The organism is Pimelobacter simplex, from assembly GCF_024662235.1.
In the GTDB taxonomy this organism is placed as follows: domain Bacteria; phylum Actinomycetota; class Actinomycetes; order Propionibacteriales; family Nocardioidaceae; genus Nocardioides.
On record NZ_CP096276.1, the window covers coordinates 5,540,552 to 5,557,727 of the forward strand.

A 17,176-nucleotide genomic window follows, 5' to 3' on the forward strand; every position below is an offset into this window, starting at 1 on the left:
TCGGTGCTTGCATCCAACCAAGCAGATGCTTGGTGCGAGCCGACGAGGAGGACCGATGGGACACGTGGTGGTGACGGGCGGCGCGAGCGGGATCGGGGCGGCGGTCGTCGACCTGCTCCGGGAGCGCGACCTGGCCGTGACGGTCTGGGACCTGCAGGCGCCCGAGCGCGACGACGTCGGGCACGCGGCGCTCGACGTCACCGACGCGAACGCGGTCGCGAGCGCCCTCGCCGAGGCCGAGGCGGCGTCCGGTCCGGTGCGGCACCTGGTCGCGAGCCACGGCATCCGCGGCGCCTTCGTGCCGGCGCTCGACCTCGAGCCCGACGCCGTACGACGGGTGCTCGACGTCCACGTCGTCGGTACGCTGCTCGCCGCGACCGCGGTCGCGCGCCGGCTGCGCGACCTCGGCGAGGGCGGCTCGATCGTCACCCTGGCGTCGACGACGGCCTACCGCGGCTGGGCCCACCAGTCCGACTACGGCGTCGCCAAGGCCGCCGTGCGCCAGCTGACCGAGAACCTCGCGATCGAGTGGGCCGGGCTCGGCATCCGGGTCAACGCGGTGGCGCCCGGCCACACGCTCACGCCGATGGTGCAGGACATGATCGACCACGGGTACGACATCGCGCCGGTCGAGGCGCGCACCCCCCTCGGGCGCCTGTGCACCCCGGCCGAGATGGCCCGCGAGATCGTGCACCTGCTGCTCGACGCGACGTACACGACGGGCGTCTGCGTGCCGGTCGACGGCGGCTGGACGGCGGTCGGCAAGTGAGCCTCCCGAAGCGCCGCCTCGGCGACCTGGAGATCTCCGCGATCGGGTTCGGCGCGATGACGCTGACCCAAACGCCCGACAGCGACGTCGAGCGCGGCACGCGCGCCGTCCACGCCGCCCTCGACGCCGGTGTCACGCTGTTCGACACCGCCGACGTCTACGGTCCGACGGCGTTCGACACCCCCGGTGGCTACGGCATCAACGAGCGCGCGTTGGCGACGGCGCTGCGCTCGTGGGGCGGTCCGCTCGACGACATCGTGGTCGCGACCAAGGGCGGGCACACGCGCGACGGCCTGACCTGGTGGATCGACGGCAGCCGGGAGCACCTGCGGGCGGCCGCCGAGGCCTCGCGGGAGCGGCTCGGTCTCGACGTGCTGCCGCTCTACCAGCACCACCGGCCCGACCCGCGGCGTCCCTATGCGGAGTCGATGGCGGCCCTGCGCTCGCTCGTCGACGACGGCATCGTGGCGAGGGTGGGCATCTCCAACGCGAGCCTCGCGCAGATCCGGCTCGCCGCCGACGTGCTCGGCCCGGCGCTGGTGTCGGTGCAGAACGAGTACTCCCCGCTGGCGCGGGGGAGCGAGCCCGAGATCGACCTGTGCGCCGAGCTCGGGCTGACCTTCCTGTCGTGGGGACCGTTCGGCGGCATGCGTGAGGCGAAGGCCCTCGGCTCGACCTTCGCGCCGTTCGCCGAGGTCGCCGCGGAGCGCGGCGTCAGCGCCCAGCGGGTGGCGCTCGCCTGGCAGCTCGCCCGCTCGCCCTGGATCGTGCCGATCCCCGGTGCCAGCCGGCCCGAGTCGGTGCTCGACTCGGTGCAGGCCGCGACGCTCGTGCTCACCGACGACGAGCTCGCCCGGCTGGGCGCCGGAGCGGCGGGTCAGTCGTGAGCGGGCGGCTCGACCAGCTCGACCCGCACCCGGTCGGGGTCGAGGACGTAGACCACCCGGTGCCCTGCCATCGGCTCGCTCGCCACGATCGGGTCCGAGAGTGCCGTGGTGCCGCGGGCGCGCAGCCGGGCGAGTGTCGCGTCGAGGTCGGTCACGGTGATCGCGACGTGCGCGGCACCGACGTGGCCGTTGTCCGGGTCGATGACGACGTCCGAGCCGCCGTCGTACTGGAGCAGCTCGACGACGGTCGTCCCCTCCTGGGCGCGCGCGAACGCCTGGCGCACGACGATGCCCGGGTAGCCGGTGACCGCGTCGATGCGCGGCCCGCTGCGCTCGTACGGGCCCAGCCGCTCGCCGCCGAGGAGGTCCTCGTAGAAGGCGAGCGAGCGCGCCATGTCGCTGACCGTGATGCCCACGTGATGGATCGACGTCATGCCCCGAACCTAGCAAGCGCTTGGTTTATGTGAAACCCTGAGGAGATGAACACGATGGACACCGCCCCCCGGCCGCTGGTCGACCTGACCGACAAGGTGATCGTGGTGACCGGCGCGAGCCGCGGCCTCGGCGCCGCGCACGCCCGGACGCTCGCGAGCGCCGGCGCGACCGTCGTCCTGACCGACCTGGCGGCCGACGGCGTCAGCGAGGTCGCCGCCGAGCTGGGCGAGCAGCACGCCGCCGCGGCGCTCGACGTGACGTCGGCGCCGGCCTGGGCCGAGCTCGCGGCCTTCGTCGTCGAGCGGTACGGCCGCGTGGACGGCCTGGTCAACAACGCCGGGCGCTGCGAGTACGCCCACTTCCTCGACACGCCCCCGGAGATGTTCGAGGGGCACTTCCAGGTCAACGTGATGGGCGCCGTGCACGGCATGCAGGCGCTCGCGCCGCACATGCCGGCGGGCAGCGCGATCGTCAACATCGCCTCCGTGGCAGGCCTTGCGGCCTGGCCGGGCTCCAGCGCCTACGGCGCCTCGAAGTTCGCGCTGCGGGGCGTGAGCCGCGCGGCCGCGATCGACCTCGGCGGCGAGCGCGGGATCCGGGTCAACTGCGTGCTGCCCGGTGCCGCCGACACCGCCATGCTCTCCGAGGCCTCGCGCCAGGGCGGCGGTGTCGTCGGGTCGCTGCCGGTCCCGCGCGCCGCGCAGCCGCACGAGGTCAGCGCGATGGTCGCATTCCTGCTCAGCGACGCCGCCAGCTACTGCACCGGCCAGGACTTCGTCGTCGACGGCGGCATGAAGGCCTGAGGCGACCATGGCGTTCTACGAGATCGACGGCGTCGTCCCGGTCTGCGACCCGACGTCCTACGTGCACCCGTCGGCCGACGTGATCGGCGACGTGATCGTCGGCCCGGGCTGCTACATCGGACCCTCGGCCAGCCTGCGCGGCGACTTCGGCCGGATCCGCATCGAGGCCGGCTCGAACGTCCAGGACTCGTGCACGGTCCACGTCTACCCGGGCGCGGACGTCGTGCTGGGGGAGGGCAGCCATGTCGGCCACGGCGCGATCCTGCACGGCTGCGTGCTGGAACCGCGGGTGCTCGTCGGGATGAACGCCGTCGTCATGGACGGCGCCCGGATCGGCGCGGACTCGCTCATCGGCGCCGGCAGCGTGGTGAGCGCTGGCTTCGTCGCGCCCGAGCGGTCGCTGGTGATCGGCAGCCCGGCCCGCGTCCTGCGCGAGCTCGACGAGGACCAGCTCGCCTGGAAGTCCGGCGGGCCCGGCGTCTACCGCGACCTCGCCCGGCGCTCGCTCGCCACGTTGCGCCCGGTCGCGCCGCTCGCGGCCGAGGAGCCGGACCGCATGCGGGTCAGCACCGACGCCTCGGTCAGCCGGCCGCTGCACGAGCTGCGCGCCGAGCGGGGCGGCGGCGCGTGAACGCCCGGCGCAGCCTGGCCGTCGCGGTGCGCGAGCTCGCCTCGGTCATGGCCGTCACCGACGTCTCCGATGCCGACATGGAGCGGGCCGACGCGGCCGTGCGCGCCCTCACGGCGATGCTGCGCGAGCGCCGGCTCGACGACGTCCCCCGCACGCCGTACGACGAGGCGGTGGGGGCGCGCGACTACGGCTGGCACCTCGACAACCCCGCCCTGCCGGGCCTGACCATGGTCTTCGAGGACGGCCGCGCCACCGCCGAGGTCGCCGACGGCCTCGGCGCGGCGTACGCCGGTCCGCCCGGCAAGCTCCACGGCGGCGTCGGCGCGCTGCTCCTCGACGTCCTGCTCTCGAGCCTCGTGCAGCACCACGGCGTCCCGGCGGTCACCGCCTCGCTGAACCTCGACTACCGCGCGCCGACCCCGCTCGACGTACCGCTGCGGATCACCGGCGAGATCGTCGCGCGCAGCGGCCGCAAGGTCGAGACCGTCGGGGCGCTCTGGCACGGCGACGTGAAGACCGTCGAGGCGCGCGGCCTGTTCGTCGCCCTCGCGAAGTAGCACGTTCCGGCGGGCCAAGTGCCACGAACCGGCGGTCGAGGGCGCACCCTCGACCGCCGGAACGCGCTCCTTCGCCCGCCGGAACGTGCCCCTTCGTCGGGGGTCAGAGCAGGCCGGCGTCGCGCTTGTTGGACGCGGCCATCGCGGCGGCGTCCAGCCCGGCGAGCGAGTCGGTGCTGACCTCGGCGTTGTGGGAGTGCGCGGCGTGGTGCAGGCCGAAGACCGAGTCCATCCCGGCGCGTTGGCCCATGAGGTCCTCGGCCTGGTTGATCGCCTTCTTGGTCAGCGCGAGGCCGAGGCGCGGCATGGCGGCGATCCGGTGGGCCATCTCGTCGACCGACGCGTCGAGCTGGTCGCGCGGGACGACGTGGTTGACCATGCCGAGGTCGAGCGCCCGGCGTGCGTCGAAGCGGCCGCCGGTGTAGAGGAACTCCTTGGCGGCACGCGGGTTCATGACCCACGGGTGCGCGAAGTACTCGACGCCGGGGATGCCCATCTTGACGACGGGATCCTGGAAGAAGGCGTCCTCCGAGGCGATGATGAAGTCGCAGACCCAGGCGAGCATGAGGCCGCCGGCGATGCAGGCGCCCTGCACCTTGGCGATGATCGGCTTGGGGATCTCGCGCCAGCGCCGGCACATCCCGAGGTAGACCTCGGACTCGCGCGCGAAGCGGGCGTCGACGCCCGCGGCGCCGACGTGGTCCCACCAGATGACGGCCTTGCGCTCGAACGACTCGTGGAGGTCGCGCTCCGGCGTACCGATGTCGTGGCCGCCGCAGAAGTTCTTGCCGTTGCCGCCGAGCACGATCACCTTGACCGCGTCGTCGTTCACCGCGTCGGTGAACGCCTGGTCGAGGGCGTAGGTGACCTTGGAGTTCTGCGCGTTGGCGTACTCCGGGCGGTTGAGCGTCACGTACGCCACCGCGTCGCGGACCTCGTAGGTCACCACGGGCTCGGTGGTCGGGTTGTCGTTGCTCATCGGTGCTCCCGGGGTGCTCGTACAAACCTAGCGTTTGCTTGGTATCGTAGCAGGATGACGACCCGACCCGAACTCGAAGGACTCTCCACCGCGGACTGGGCCGGGCGGCCCCTGGGGGAGCGCGAGGTGAGCTGGGAGGCGCGCGACGCGATCCTCTTCGCGCTCGCCGTCGGCGCTCCCGCCGACCGGCTCGACCTGGTCTTCGAGCGCGACCTGCGGGTGCTGCCGACGTTCGCGCTGACGCTGGCGCAGTGGGCGCCCGATGTCGTCGGCTCGGCCGGCGGTTGGGACGTCGGTACGGCGCTGCACGGCTCGCAGCGGCTCGAGGTGCTGGCGCCGATGCCGGCCGCGGGCTCGACGCTGATGACCGCCCGCGTGGGCGAGGTGTGGGACAAGGGCGGCGCCGCCGTCTTCGAGGTCGTCGTCGAGTGCGACTACGTCCGGGCCACCTGGTCGATCTTCGCGCCGGGCCGCGGCGGCTTCGGCGGCGAGCGCGGGCCGGGCCGGACGCCCGGTCCCGAGGGCGACCCGGTGAGCACCGCCGACTGGGCGATCGCGGCCAACGCCGCCGCGCTCTACCGGCTCACCGGCGACCACCACCACATCCACATCGACCCGGTCGCCGCGGAGCGCATCGGCCAGCCGCGCCCGATCCTGCACGGTCTCGCGACGCTGTCGGGCGCCGTGCTCGCCGCCGCCTCGGCCCAGGGCGCCTCGCCCGCCGACCTGACCCTGCTGGAGGGACGGTTCAGCGCGCCGGTCTTCCCCGGCGAGACGGTCCGGGTGCCGGTGTGGGCCGACGGCTCGTTCCGCGTCGACACCGAGCGCGGTACGGCGATCGACGGCGCGCGGGCCCTCTTCGCGTGATCGCCACGGCAGCGCCCGTGGTGCGGACCCGACCGGTCGTCGCGGTGCTCGCCGCGGCCGGCCTGGTCGGCATCCTGTCGCAGGCGCTGCTCATCCCGCTGCTGGGCGAGCTGCCCGAGCGGCTCGACATCAGCGGTGAGGCGGCCTCCTGGGCGATGACCGTCTGCCTGGTCGCCGCCGCCGTGGCGACCCCGGTCAGCGGCCGGCTCGCCGACCTGCTCGGCCGCAAGCGGGTGCTCGTGTGGTGCCTGGTCGCGACCGCGCTCGGCAGTGTGCTCTGCGCGGTCGGCGCCTCCTACCCGCTGCTCCTCGCGGGCCGTGCGCTCCAGGGCACCTCCAGCGCCGTCATCCCGCTCGGGATCAGCGCGCTCGCCGAGGTCGCCGCCGGCGTCGCGCTCCAGCGCGGGGCCGCGCTGATCAGCGCCACCATGGGCATCGGTACGGCGGCCGGGGTCGCCGTGTCCGGACTCGTCGCGGCCGTGACCGACTGGCAGGTCGTCTTCTGGGGCGCCGCCGTGCTCGCGGCGCTCGCCACCGCCGGGGTGGTCCTCGTCGTGCCCCGGCCCGCGCCCGCGCCCGCACCTGGCTCCGGCGCCGGGCCGGCCGCGCCGCGCGCGTCGTTCGACGGGGTCGGCTGCGTGCTGCTCTCGGTCGGCCTGGTCGCGGTGCTCCTCGCCGTCACCAACGGCGGTCGCTGGGGCTGGACCCAACCGGGGACCCTCGGCAGCGCCGCCGGCGGCCTGCTCACGCTCACCGTCTGGTGGTGGTGGGAGCGGCGCACCACCGACCCGCTCGTCGACCTGGCGTCCGCGATCGAGCCGCGGATGGCGCTCGTCCAGCTCGCCTCGGTGCTCGCCGGCGTCGCCATGTTCACCAACGTGCTCGTGATGCCGGTGCTGCTGCAGCGGCCGGTCGACGGACCCGGCCACTCGGTGCTCGTCGCCGGGCTGTGCCTGGTCCCGGGCGGCCTGGCGATGATGCTCGCGGCCCCGCTGGGCTCCTGGATCGTCGCCCGCCGCGGCGCGCGCTGGGCGCTGGCGCTCGGCCTGGCCTGCAGCGCGACCGGCTACACCGTCTCGGCGCTCACGGTCCGCTGGCCGGTCGCGGTCGTGGCGGTCTCGCTGCTCGTCGGCCTCGGCATCGGGATGTCGTTCGCGACCCTGCCGTTCCTCGTCGTCCGGCTCACCGCGCCCGACGCGGTCGGCGCCGCCAACGGGCTCAACACCCTCATGCGGATGATCGGCGCCTCGGTCTGCAGTGCCGTGATCGGTGCGCTGCTCGCGGCGCACGCGGCGAGCGCCCTGGGCTACGGGCTCGCCTACGGCTGGGGTGCGGCCGCCGCGGCAGGCGGGGCGCTGCTCGCCGTACGCCTGCCGCGGGACCTGTAGCCGGGCTCAGACCAGCTCGTCGAGCGCGATCTCGAACGCCGTCGCCGCCACCGAGGTCGGGTGCGGCGAGCGCGCGTGGCACTTCTCGATCGCGGTGCGGATGGTGCGCGAGACGTCGCCGAGGATGACCTCGTCGGAGACCTCGTCGATGCCCTCCATGAGCAGCGTGAACGTGCGCGCCATGCCGCAGTTGGCGATGAAGTCGGGGATCACTGCGACGTGCTGGTCGGCGAACTCGTAGGTCGGCCCGTAGAAGATCTCCGGGTCGGCGAACGGCACGTTGGCGCCGGCCGAGATGACCTCCAGGCCGCCCGACACGAGCCGCTTCACGTGCTCGACGGTGACCAGGCGCGAGGCCGCGCAGGGCAGGAAGATCTCGGCGCCCATGTCCCAGATCGCGTCGTCGAGCTGGTCGTGGGGGATCAGGCCGTCGGCGCGCAGCGCATTGCCCTGCTTGCCGACGAACAGCGCGTGGACCTCGTCGGAGGTGAACCCGTCGGGGTTCATCAGGCCGCCGTCGCGGTCGATGATGCCGACGACCGAGGCGCCCGCCTGCGCCAGGTAGTACGCCGCCGCGGACCCGACATTGCCCCAGCCCTGGACGATCACGCGCTTGCCGGCGACCGCGCCGCCGTAGGTCCCGTAGTAGTGCACGACCGACTCGGCCACGCCCCAGCCGGTGACCAGGTCCGCGATCGTGTACTTGCGCTCGCGCTCGGGCGTGTAGCGCGGGTCCTCGACGACCTTGGAGACGCCGAGACGCAGCATGCCGACGCGCTGGACGAGCTCGCGCTCGTCGGCGGCGAAGTGGCCGCTGACGATGCCCTGCTGCGGGTGCCACAGGCCGTAGCGCTCGGTCAGCGGGATGACGTCGTGGAGCTCGTCGACGTTGAGGTCGCCGCCGGTGCCGTAGTACGTCTTGAGCAGGGGGGAGACCGCCTTGAACCAGCGGGCCAGCACGCCCTCGCGGCGCGGGTCGGCCGGGTCGAAGTCGATGCCCGACTTGGCGCCGCCGATGGCCGGGCCCGAGACGGTGAACTTGACCTCCATCGTCTTGGCCAGCGCCTCGACCTCGGCCCGGTCGAGGCCGGCGCGCATCCGGGTGCCGCCGCCGGCCGCGCCGCCGCGCAGGGAGTTGATGACCACCCAGCCCCGGGCCTCGGTCTCGGCGTCGTGCCACTCGAAGACGATCTCGGGCGCCTTGGCCTCGAAGCGGCCCAGGAGCGCGTGCATCGTGGTCGGGTCGGTCGTCATCAGAAGTTCCCCCGTCGTTCCTGCTCGCGCTCGATCGCCTCGAACAGCGCCTTGAAGTTGCCCTTGCCGAAGCCCAGCGAGCCGTGCCGCTCGATGAGCTCGAAGAAGACCGTCGGCCGGTCGCCCAGCGGCTTGGTGAAGATCTGGAGCAGGTAGCCGTCCTCGTCGCGGTCGACGAGGATGCCGCGCTTCTGCAGCTCCTCGACCGGCACCCGGACCTCGCCGATCCGGGCGCGCAGCTCGGGGTCCTCGTAGTAGGAGTCCGGCGTGTTGAGGAACTCGATGCCCTCGGCGCGCAGGGCGTCGACGGTGCTGAGGATGTCGTTGGTCGCGAGCGCGAGGTGCTGGGCGCCCGGGCCGTCGTAGAACTCGAGGTACTCGTCGATCTGCGACTTCTTCTTCGCGACCGCGGGCTCGTTGAGGGGGAACTTCACCCGGTGGTTGCCGTTGGCGACGACCTTGGACATGAGTGCGGAGTAGTCGGTGGCGATGTCGTCGCCGATGAACTCGGCCATGTTCGTGAAGCCCATGACCTTGCGGTAGAACTCGACCCAGTCGTCCATCCGGCCGAGCTCGACGTTGCCGACGATGTGGTCGAGCGCCTGGAACAGCCGCTTCGGCGCGCCCTCGCGCTTCTGGAAGGACGACGTCCGCGCGACGTAGCCGGGCAGGTACGGGCCGTCGTACCGGCTGCGGTCGACGAGCGTGTGCCGGGTGTCGCCGTAGGTCGCGATCGCGCCGATCCGGACGGTGCCGTGCTCGTCGCTGAGGTCGTGCGGCTCCTCCAGGACGGTGGCGCCGACCGAGCGGGCGTGGGCGATGCACTTGTCGACGTCGGGGACCTCGAGCGCGATGTCGACGATGCCGTCGCCGTGCTTGCGGTGGTGGTCGAGCAGGGTGCTGCGCGGGTCGACGCCGCCCTTGATCACGAAGCGGACCGCGCCGCTCTTGAGGACGTACGCGACGTGGTCGCGGTTGCCGGTCTCGGGGCCGGCGTAGGCGACCAGCTCCATGCCGAACGCGGAGGTGAAGAAGTGCGCGGTCTGGGTGGCGTTGCCGACCGCCCAGACGGCGGCGTCCCAGCCGGTCACCGGGAACGGGTCCTCGCGGTCGTCGTACTCGACGAGGCCGACGAGCTGCTTCAACGTGTCGAGGTCCAGCTCGGCGAGCTGCTCCTCACTGGTCAGGGTGTCGTGGAGGGACATGTGAGCAGCACAACAGGTCGGCCCGGGCCTCACAACCTGCCTATGTGGAGATAGGCAAGACGGCCAGTTCTGCTGACCCTGCCTGGCTTGAGGTAGCCGATCTGGCTAGTTTGGGGCCATGCTCACCCTGGACGCGATCGACCTGGCCCTGCTCACCGCGCTCACCGAGCACCCGCGCGCCGGCGACCTCGAGCTCTCCCGGCAGACCAACGTCGCCCGCGCCACCGTGCAGAGCCGGCTGCGCCGGATGAGCGAGGCCGGCGTCATCGCCGACTGGGACCCCACGCTCGACGTCGCCGCGGCCGGCTTCGAGGTGCAGGCCTACGTGACCCTGGAGATCTCCCAGGGCGCGCTCGACGAGGTGTCGCGCGATCTCGCGGCGATCCCGCAGGTGCTGGAGGCCTATGTGACCACCGGCTCGTACGACGTCCTGTGCCGGGTCGCGACCCGCTCGCACCCCGAGCTCCAGGCGACGCTCGTGCGGATCGACCAGTCGTCCTCGGTGGTCCGCTCGACGAGCGTGATGGTGCTCTCGGTGCTGGTGCCACCGCGGGTGCTGCCGCTGCTCGGCAGCGGTGAGCCGGTGCCGAGTCGACGGGCGCCGGCGTACCGGAAGGGGTAGGGCGCCAGAAAAATGGAAGCCGCCGCAGGCGTCTCGGGTCACCTGCGGCGGCACTGAGAAGCATGCCAGACCGTCGCGGCGTTGTCACCAGATCTGGCGTAAAAGTTTCAACGACTTTGGGTCGGGGTACCGCGCGCGCCCGGCGCACCGATCACGGGGGATCAGAAGGAGAAGAGCAGCGCCGTCCGGAAGTCGGTGTTCATGTAGTTGACCATCGAGCTCAGCCGCTGCTCGTCGACCTTCACTCGGGAGGTCCCGACGGTGACGCTGATGATGTTGCCGTAGACGCTGGAGCGCCACCGTCCCTGCACGGCCGGCGCGAAGGTGCTCCCGGCCGGAAGCGCGAGGTCGGACTCCTCGAGCGCGGACTGCGCGGCCTTGGCGTGGCGCTCGGTGTCGAAGACGAGGAAGAGCTGGGTCAGCCGGACCTTGCCGCCCAGCCCGGTGTAGACCCACTGGGCCACGTGCTCGCAGCGCTGCCGGGTCAGGACGACGTCCTTCTCGACGGGACCGCACGTGCGGTGGTCGACGGAGCGCACCAGGCGGGCGTGGTGCTCGACGTCGCCGAGCCGGAAGTCCCAGTCGCCGGGGAAGTCGGCGACCTCGACGTCGCCGTGCACGTCGTCGCCGGTGTCGTCCGTGGGGGAGTACGGCGCGGTGAGGCCCGTGCTCGGGCTCGTCGGGGTGCTCGGGGTGCTCGGGGTGGTCGGCGGGGTGCTCGTCCGGCCGGTGGTGGGGCGCGCGGCCGGCTCGTCGTCGAGTGCCCGGTCCGCGACGACGAAGGCGCCGACCCCGATCCCGACGACCACCGTCACCGCCAGCAGGGTCAGTCCGACCGCCGTCCCGGCACGACGGCGGGACGGCGGTGGGCCGGGTGGGCCCGGTGGGCCTGGTGGCGGGAACGGTGAGGGGTGGCTCATCAGGCCTCCATCAGAACATCCCGGCCCCGCCGGCGATGAGCACCAGGCCGAAGATCGCGAAGAGCGCGGAGGCGCCGTACTTGATGACCTTCTCGGGCAGCTGGCGTCCGACGATCGCGCCGAGGGCGATGGCGAGGGCGTCCGCGGCGACCATGCCGACGGTGGAGCCGAGCCAGGTGCCGAACCAGCCCTCCTGGGTGGCGAGCGTGATGGTGGCGAGCATCGTCTTGTCGCCGAGCTCGGCGAGGAAGAAGAAGACGGCGACCACGAGGATCGCGCGGCCGGTGGCGGCCTTGGCCTTGGCGGTGTCCTCCTCGGTGAGCTCGTCGCCGCGCAGCGTCCAGGCGGCGAAGCCGAGGAAGGCGATACCGGCGCCGACCTCGATCGCGCCCTGGTAGTCGGCGAAGGCGTCGCCGATCAGGTAGCCGATGCCGACCGAGGCCAGGTGCACGACGGCGGTGGCGGCGGTCAGGCCGATCAGGACGTCGCGGGCGCGGTAGCGGGTCGCGAAGGTCATCGCCATCAGCTGGCTCTTGTCGCCGAGCTCGGCGATGAAGATGACGGCGGTACTGAGCAGGAAGGCGTACATCGGTGGGGATCCTCTCCGGTGCCGACCGGAGGTGTCCGCGCTGCGAGTGGACGTGCCTTCGACCGGCACGTCAGACGGTTTCGTCGGTCGTGCAACTGGTCGAAGGTCTCGTCCGCCACCGAGGTGGCCTGACGTGCCGGGCCCGGAGGCCAGTGTGTCGACACGTCTGTTGAGGACTACTCCCCTTCGGGGTCGACTCTACGTGGTCGGAGGTCGCGCACGCCAATCCCCAGCAGGGCCGGGGATTGGCACGATCCAAGGATCAGCGCCGTCTGCGCGCTGTGGAAAACGGGGTTCCCGCCGATGTGCGTCAGCGCAAAACGGGTGTCATGGTGACTGTCACGCGGACGACGGTGTCCACGGATCGCACGATTCGAACCCCGGAAAAACCCGGGTGGGCTGTGGGGTAGCGTGCCCACACCTTGTCAAGGACCGAAAGGCTGGCGAAGCAAATGGTTGATGTGGAGCGGACGCTCGACGAGGCGGGTCTTACCAACCCCCACGTTCGTGAGTACGTCGCACACTGGGCCAACATCACCGGAGCAGAGCGCATCGAGGTCGTGTCCGCGGCCGACGACGCGCGGCTGGTCCAGGAGTCCCTGGAGGCGGGCGAGCTCCTGCCGGCCGGCGAGGGTCTCTACTACTCGCGTTCCTACTTCAAGGACACCGCGCGCGCTGAGGAGCGCACCATCGTCGCGACCTCCAACGAGGCCGACAAGGGCATCTACAACAACTGGAAGCCCGCCGCCGAGATGAAGCCGAAGCTCGTCGAGCTGATGACCGGCGCCTCGGTGGGCAAGACGATGTACGTCATCCCCTACCTCATGTCGCCGAAGGGCTCGCCGGTCGAGAAGTTCGCCGCCGGTGTGGAGCTGACCGACAACCGCAACGTCGTCCTCCAGATGATCCGCATGGCGCGGGTCGGCGTGGAGTACATCAACGACCTCGGCGACTCGTTCGTCAAGGCCGTGCACGTGACCGGCGACCTGGAGAACCTCGGCCAGGGCACGCCCGACGACAAGCGCTACTTCGTGACCGTCGCCGACGAGCGCACGATCCTGCACTTCGGTTCGTCCTACGGCGGCAACGCGCTGCTCGGCAAGATCGCCCACGGTCTGCGCCAGGGCTCGTACGACGGCTGGAAGAACGGCTTCCTGGTGGAGCAGTTCATGCTGCTCGGCATCACCGACAAGGAGACCGGCAAGAAGTACAACATCTGCGGTGGCTTCCCGTCGGCCTCGGGCAAGACGAACCTCGCGATGACGCTGGCTCCCGACGCCCTCGGTGACCGCTACTACGTCGAGTTCTACGGCGACGACATCGCGTGGATCTGGGTCGGCGACGACGGCAAGCTCTACGGCATGAACCCGGAGAACGGTGTCTTCGGTGTCGCCAAGGACACCAACGAGAAGACGAACCCGACGGCGATCGACTCGATCGTCCCCAACACCGGGGCCATCTTCACCAACGTCGCCTACAACCCCAAGACCCAGGAGGTCTGGTGGGAGGGCAAGGGCGACAAGCCGACCGACCTCGACGGCTGGGAGGACTGGAAGGGCGACATCATCGCCGACCGGGCCCCCGAGGACGCCGACGCTCCGTGGGCGCACCCGAACAGCCGGTTCACCACGACCCTGGCCAACGTCCCGAACGTCGCCAAGGACTTCGAGGACCCGGCCGGTGTCGAGATCCACGGCATCATCTTCGGTGGCCGTACCCGTGACCGCGAGCCGCTGATCCGCGCGATCACCGACATCGCCGAGGGCGTCTACGACGGCCTCACCCTGGGTGCCGAGGCGACCGCGGCGGCCGACGGCCTCGAGGGCGTGCTCCGCTACGACCCGATGTCGATGCGTCCGTTCATGTCGTACTCCGAGGCCGACTACGCCGCGCACTGGCTCGAGGTCATCGGCCGCGCGACGACGAAGCCGATCTTCGCCCACGTCAACTGGTTCCAGCGCGGCGAGGACGGCCGCTTCCTGTGGCCGGGCTACCGCGAGAACCTGCGGCCGCTCAACTGGCTGATGGAGTTCCTCAACGGCGAGGTCGAGGGCGTGCAGACCGCCGTCGGCGTCCTGCCGAAGCGCGAGGAGCTCAACCTCGAGGGTCTCGACGAGCAGAGCCTGGCCGACCTGGACACGCTGCTCACGATCGACGTCCCGCGCTGGCAGCAGGAGATGGGCTTCCGCGAGAAGCACCTCGCGCAGTTCGACGGTCTCCCCGAGGAGATCTGGGAGGCGCACCGCCGCGTCGCCAAGGCGCTCGAGGCCTGATTGAGCCGAGAGCAGACGAGCTTGCTCGTATGCCGAGGCGATTGAAGGCTGCAGCACGAAGTGCTGCACGAGGCCTGATCCTCGATCTCCGCAGGTTGTTCGCAGCACCCCGGTTCTACGGAACCGGGGTGCTGTGCTTTTCGAGCAGGACGTCGAGCGCGCGCTCCGGGTCGATGCCGGTGGGCTCGGTGGCGCGCCGGCTGGTGAGTGCGGCCAGGCCGTGGATCGCCGACCAGAGGGCGAGGCACTCGGCGGGCTCGGGCGGACGGCCGGTGGTGCGGGCGAGGGTGGCGCCGAGGTCGGCGAACCAGCGCCCGGTGATCTCGCGCAGGTGCCCGCCGGCGCCCTCGAGCAGGTCGTGGCGGGTGATCAGGTCGAACATCTCCGGTCGGCTCCGGGCGAAGGCGAGGTAGGCCCGCGCCGCCCGGCGCAGGTCGTCGTCGGCCAGGGCGGGCGCGATCGTGGTGTCGAGATCCTCCAGGCCGCCGCGGGCGATCGCCGCGAGCAGCGCCTGGTACGTCGGGAAGTAGCGCCGCGGCGCTCCGTGCGAGACGCCGGCAGCGGCGGCGATCGAGCGCAGCGAGACGCCCTGGTGGCCGTGCGCCTCGAGGAGCTCGGTGCCGACGGTGATCAGGCGGTCGCGGGCGGAGGTCACCTAGACAGTGTCTACGGCAGCGGGGCAGACTGCTAGTAGACAGTGTCTACTCGTCGTCGATCTCGACCCCGGAGGGTACGTGTGTGGTTCTGGTTGCTCAAGTGGGTCCTGCTCGGTCCGGTCGTGCGCTGGTGCGCCCGGCCCCGGGTGCACGGCCGGCACCACGTGCCGGTCACGGGGCCGGTGATCGTCGCGGCCAACCACCAGGCCGAGATCGACTCGCTCGTGCTCGCGCTGGTGCTGCCCCGCCCGCCGCGGTTCCTGGCCAAGGCGGAGTACTACGCCGGCGGCCGGCCCGGTCTGCGCGGGAGGTTCGATCGCTGGCTGTGCACGGTGACCCACCAGATCCCCGTCGACCGGGACGGCGGCACGGCGGCGTCGGCGTCGTTGGCCGCCGCCGAGCGGCTGCTGCGCGAGGGCGGGGTCTGGGCGATCTACCCCGAGGGCACCCGCTCGCCCGACGGGCGGCTCTACCGCGGGCACACGGGCGTCGTCCGGGTCGCGCGGGCGGTGCCCGGCGCGGTGGTGCTGCCGGTGGGTCTGGTCGGCGCGGCGGCGGTCGATCCGCCGTACCGGAGGGGGTGGCGGCGCGGGCGGGTGACGGTGAGTGTGGGGGCGCCGGTCGACGTCTCGGCCGCGGTCGGCGACGTCCGGGCTGCGACCGACCTGCTGATGGCGCAGATCGGGGCGCTGTCCGGCCAGCGGCCGCTGGCGCACTACCCGCCGCGGCGCCAGGCGGCATGATGGCCCCGTGCGCGCCGTCATCTGTCACCAGGCCCAGCTGAGCGTCGAGGAGCTCCCGGACCTCACGCCCGTCGAGGGCCAGATCCTGCTCGACGTCGAGCGCTGCGGGATCTGCGGCTCCGACCTCCACGCCCGGACCCACTGCGACGAGACCGCCGCCGACGCCGCGGCCCTCGGGTACGACGCGTTCATGCGCTCGACCGACCGCGTCGTGATGGGCCACGAGTTCGTCGGCACCGTCGTCGACTACGGCCCGCGCACGCGCCGGCCGTTCCCGGTCGGCGCGCGCGTGGTCGCGCTGCCGGTGCTGCGCAGCGGCGCCGACGTCCACCTGACCGGGCTCTCGGAGCAGGCCTCGGGCGGCTACGCCGAGCAGGTGCTCGTCAACGCCTCGATGGCGATGCGCGTGCCCGACGGGCTCGACGCCGACGCGGCGGCACTGACCGAGCCGATGGCGGTCGCCCTGCACGCCGTACGCCGGGGGCAGGTGGGGGCCCGGGACACCGCCGTGGTCATCGGCTGCGGACCGATCGGCCTCGCCGTCATCGCGATGCTCAAGGCGACCGGCGTCAAGCACGTCATCGCCAGCGACTTCTCGCCCGGTCGCCGGGCCCTGGCCGAGCAGATGGGCGCCGACGACGTCGTCGACCCGGCGGCCGCCTCACCGTGGTCCTCGTTCGACGACTCGCGCTACCTCACCGAGGCGATCGCCCTCGCCGAGCTCGGCCTCGACGCCATGGACAAGCTGCGCGCCGTCCCCCTCCTGCCCTGGGCGCACCTCATGCGCGCCGCCGAGAAGGTCGGCGCCACCCCGCGCGGCCCGGTCGTCTTCGAGTGCGTCGGCGTGCCCGGGATGATCGAGCACATCGTCTCGTCGGCGCCGTTGCTCTCGCGCGTGGTCGTCGTCGGGGTGTGCATGGGCGAGGACTCCTTCCGGCCCTCGATGGCGATCAACAAGGAGATCGACCTGCGCTTCGCGTTCGCCTACGACCCGAGCGAGTTCCACCAGACGCTGCAGTGGATCGCCTCGGGGAAGGTCGACGTACGGCCGCTGGTCACGGGCGTCGTCGGGCTCGACGGCGTGGCCGGGGCGTTCGAGGACCTGGGCGACCCGGAGCGCCACGCCAAGATCCTGGTGGACCCGCGCCGCTGAGGCGGCACGGGGCCGGCGGCCCCTGCCCCCGGCTCAGGCCGCGGTGGACCGCAGCAGGTGGCCCTTGACGATCTTGAGGTCGTCCTCGACGGCGCCGAGCCGGTGCTCGACACCGTCGATGCGGAGGGTCAAGACCTCGGCGACGTGATCGATCTTGGCGTCGAGGCGGTGCTCGAGGCCGTCGATCCGGGCGTCGAGACGCTGCTCGAGGCCGTCGATCTTGGCGTCGAGACGCTGCTCGAGACCGTCGATCCGGGTGTCTAGCCGGGTGCCGAGACCCGCGACCTGTGCCTCGAGGCGGTCGCTGCGCCCCTCGTGCTTGGCGTCGAGCGCGCGGATCTCGGCGGTCAGGGAGCGGGCGAGCAGCCCGAGCCCGCCCAGCATCATCGCGCTGAACAGACCGAGCACGGTCCAGACCTGGGGTTCGCTCATCCAATCCACCTCT

The 17,176-nt window shown here is 72.1% G+C and carries 19 protein-coding genes; 11 read left to right on the top strand and 8 right to left on the bottom strand.

The window, feature by feature from the left end:
• The first annotated feature begins 55 nt into the window (after window positions 1-55).
• Window positions 56-769, top strand: a complete 714-nt coding sequence (locus M0M48_RS27190) for an SDR family NAD(P)-dependent oxidoreductase (protein WP_257753528.1) — start codon at window positions 56-58, stop codon at window positions 767-769.
• A complete protein-coding gene (locus tag M0M48_RS27195) occupies window positions 766-1,656 on the top strand; it encodes an aldo/keto reductase (RefSeq protein ID WP_257753529.1) in 891 nt (296 codons plus the stop codon). Before M0M48_RS27190 ends, M0M48_RS27195 begins: the two co-directional genes overlap by 4 nt.
• On the opposite strand, the gene M0M48_RS27200 is transcribed toward M0M48_RS27195, so the two are convergent.
• On the bottom strand, window positions 1,647-2,090 hold the full coding sequence (locus M0M48_RS27200; RefSeq protein WP_257753530.1) for a VOC family protein: 444 nt from the start codon (window positions 2,088-2,090) through the stop codon (window positions 1,647-1,649). The genes M0M48_RS27195 and M0M48_RS27200 overlap by 10 nt on opposite strands.
• A 54-nt stretch (window positions 2,091-2,144) precedes the next feature.
• Between M0M48_RS27200 and M0M48_RS27205 the strand changes: the two genes are divergently transcribed.
• From M0M48_RS27205 to M0M48_RS27215, 3 genes are read left to right on the top strand one after another with little or no spacing between them, the layout of a single operon-like run.
• Window positions 2,145-2,894: an SDR family NAD(P)-dependent oxidoreductase gene (locus tag M0M48_RS27205; RefSeq protein WP_257753531.1), complete on the top strand. Its 750-nt coding sequence runs from the start codon at window positions 2,145-2,147 to the stop codon at window positions 2,892-2,894.
• Between the two features lie 7 nt (window positions 2,895-2,901).
• On the top strand, window positions 2,902-3,525 hold the full coding sequence (locus tag M0M48_RS27210) for a gamma carbonic anhydrase family protein (RefSeq protein WP_257753532.1): 624 nt from the start codon (window positions 2,902-2,904) through the stop codon (window positions 3,523-3,525).
• The gene (locus tag M0M48_RS27215; protein WP_257753533.1) at window positions 3,522-4,082 is read left to right on the top strand and encodes a PaaI family thioesterase; all 561 of its coding nucleotides are present in this window, start codon (window positions 3,522-3,524) and stop codon (window positions 4,080-4,082) included. Before M0M48_RS27210 ends, M0M48_RS27215 begins: the two co-directional genes overlap by 4 nt.
• Before the next feature lie 103 nt (window positions 4,083-4,185).
• Here M0M48_RS27215 and M0M48_RS27220 read toward each other — a convergent pair whose 3' ends face one another.
• Window positions 4,186-5,061 carry an enoyl-CoA hydratase gene (locus M0M48_RS27220; protein WP_257753534.1) on the bottom strand — a complete coding sequence of 292 codons (876 nt, stop codon included), beginning with the start codon at window positions 5,059-5,061 and terminating at the stop codon, window positions 4,186-4,188.
• Window positions 5,062-5,115: 54 nt separating this feature from the next.
• On the opposite strand from M0M48_RS27220, the gene M0M48_RS27225 reads away from it, so the two are divergent.
• Together M0M48_RS27225 and M0M48_RS27230 are read left to right on the top strand one after the other, a co-directional pair.
• On the top strand, window positions 5,116-5,928 hold the full coding sequence (locus M0M48_RS27225) for a MaoC/PaaZ C-terminal domain-containing protein (protein ID WP_257753535.1): 813 nt from the start codon (window positions 5,116-5,118) through the stop codon (window positions 5,926-5,928).
• The gene (locus M0M48_RS27230) at window positions 5,925-7,316 is read left to right on the top strand and encodes an MFS transporter (protein ID WP_257753536.1); all 1,392 of its coding nucleotides are present in this window, start codon (window positions 5,925-5,927) and stop codon (window positions 7,314-7,316) included. The genes M0M48_RS27225 and M0M48_RS27230 overlap by 4 nt, the downstream gene beginning before the upstream one ends.
• 6 nt (window positions 7,317-7,322) lie before the next feature.
• Here M0M48_RS27230 and M0M48_RS27235 read toward each other — a convergent pair whose 3' ends face one another.
• Both M0M48_RS27235 and hppD read right to left on the bottom strand, forming a co-directional pair.
• Complete coding sequence (locus M0M48_RS27235; protein WP_257753537.1) at window positions 7,323-8,570, bottom strand: Glu/Leu/Phe/Val dehydrogenase dimerization domain-containing protein; 1,248 nt, start codon at window positions 8,568-8,570, stop codon at window positions 7,323-7,325.
• On the bottom strand, window positions 8,570-9,775 hold the full coding sequence (gene hppD, locus M0M48_RS27240) for a 4-hydroxyphenylpyruvate dioxygenase (protein ID WP_257753538.1): 1,206 nt from the start codon (window positions 9,773-9,775) through the stop codon (window positions 8,570-8,572). The genes M0M48_RS27235 and hppD overlap by 1 nt, the downstream gene beginning before the upstream one ends.
• Window positions 9,776-9,893: 118 nt before the next feature.
• Between hppD and M0M48_RS27245 the strand changes: the two genes are divergently transcribed.
• Window positions 9,894-10,397 carry an Lrp/AsnC family transcriptional regulator gene (locus M0M48_RS27245; protein WP_257753539.1) on the top strand — a complete coding sequence of 168 codons (504 nt, stop codon included), beginning with the start codon at window positions 9,894-9,896 and terminating at the stop codon, window positions 10,395-10,397.
• A gap of 161 nt (window positions 10,398-10,558) precedes the next feature.
• Here the strand turns inward: M0M48_RS27245 and M0M48_RS27250 are convergent, their stop codons facing one another.
• Together M0M48_RS27250 and M0M48_RS27255 are read right to left on the bottom strand one after the other, a co-directional pair.
• Window positions 10,559-11,212, bottom strand: a complete 654-nt coding sequence (locus M0M48_RS27250) for a hypothetical protein (protein WP_257753540.1) — start codon at window positions 11,210-11,212, stop codon at window positions 10,559-10,561.
• A gap of 115 nt (window positions 11,213-11,327) precedes the next feature.
• Window positions 11,328-11,906, bottom strand: coding sequence for a TMEM165/GDT1 family protein (locus M0M48_RS27255; RefSeq protein WP_215813744.1), 579 nt, complete (start codon window positions 11,904-11,906; stop codon window positions 11,328-11,330).
• A 452-nt stretch (window positions 11,907-12,358) separates the two neighbouring features.
• On the opposite strand from M0M48_RS27255, the gene M0M48_RS27260 reads away from it, so the two are divergent.
• Window positions 12,359-14,179 carry a phosphoenolpyruvate carboxykinase (GTP) gene (locus M0M48_RS27260; RefSeq protein WP_257753541.1) on the top strand — a complete coding sequence of 607 codons (1,821 nt, stop codon included), beginning with the start codon at window positions 12,359-12,361 and terminating at the stop codon, window positions 14,177-14,179.
• Window positions 14,180-14,294: 115 nt separating this feature from the next.
• Here M0M48_RS27260 and M0M48_RS27265 read toward each other — a convergent pair whose 3' ends face one another.
• Window positions 14,295-14,834, bottom strand: coding sequence for a TetR/AcrR family transcriptional regulator (locus M0M48_RS27265; protein WP_257753542.1), 540 nt, complete (start codon window positions 14,832-14,834; stop codon window positions 14,295-14,297).
• A gap of 81 nt (window positions 14,835-14,915) precedes the next feature.
• Here M0M48_RS27265 and M0M48_RS27270 point away from each other — a divergent pair, with 81 nt between their 5' ends.
• Entirely contained in the window at window positions 14,916-15,578 is a 663-nt protein-coding gene (locus M0M48_RS27270) for a lysophospholipid acyltransferase family protein (protein ID WP_257753543.1), read from the top strand.
• A gap of 7 nt (window positions 15,579-15,585) precedes the next feature.
• Window positions 15,586-16,731, top strand: a complete 1,146-nt coding sequence (locus M0M48_RS27275; protein WP_257753544.1) for a zinc-binding dehydrogenase — start codon at window positions 15,586-15,588, stop codon at window positions 16,729-16,731.
• 33 nt (window positions 16,732-16,764) lie between these two features.
• On the opposite strand, the gene M0M48_RS27280 is transcribed toward M0M48_RS27275, so the two are convergent.
• Window positions 16,765-17,163, bottom strand: a complete 399-nt coding sequence (locus M0M48_RS27280; protein ID WP_257753545.1) for an apolipoprotein A1/A4/E family protein — start codon at window positions 17,161-17,163, stop codon at window positions 16,765-16,767.
• Window positions 17,164-17,176: the final 13 nt, after the last annotated feature.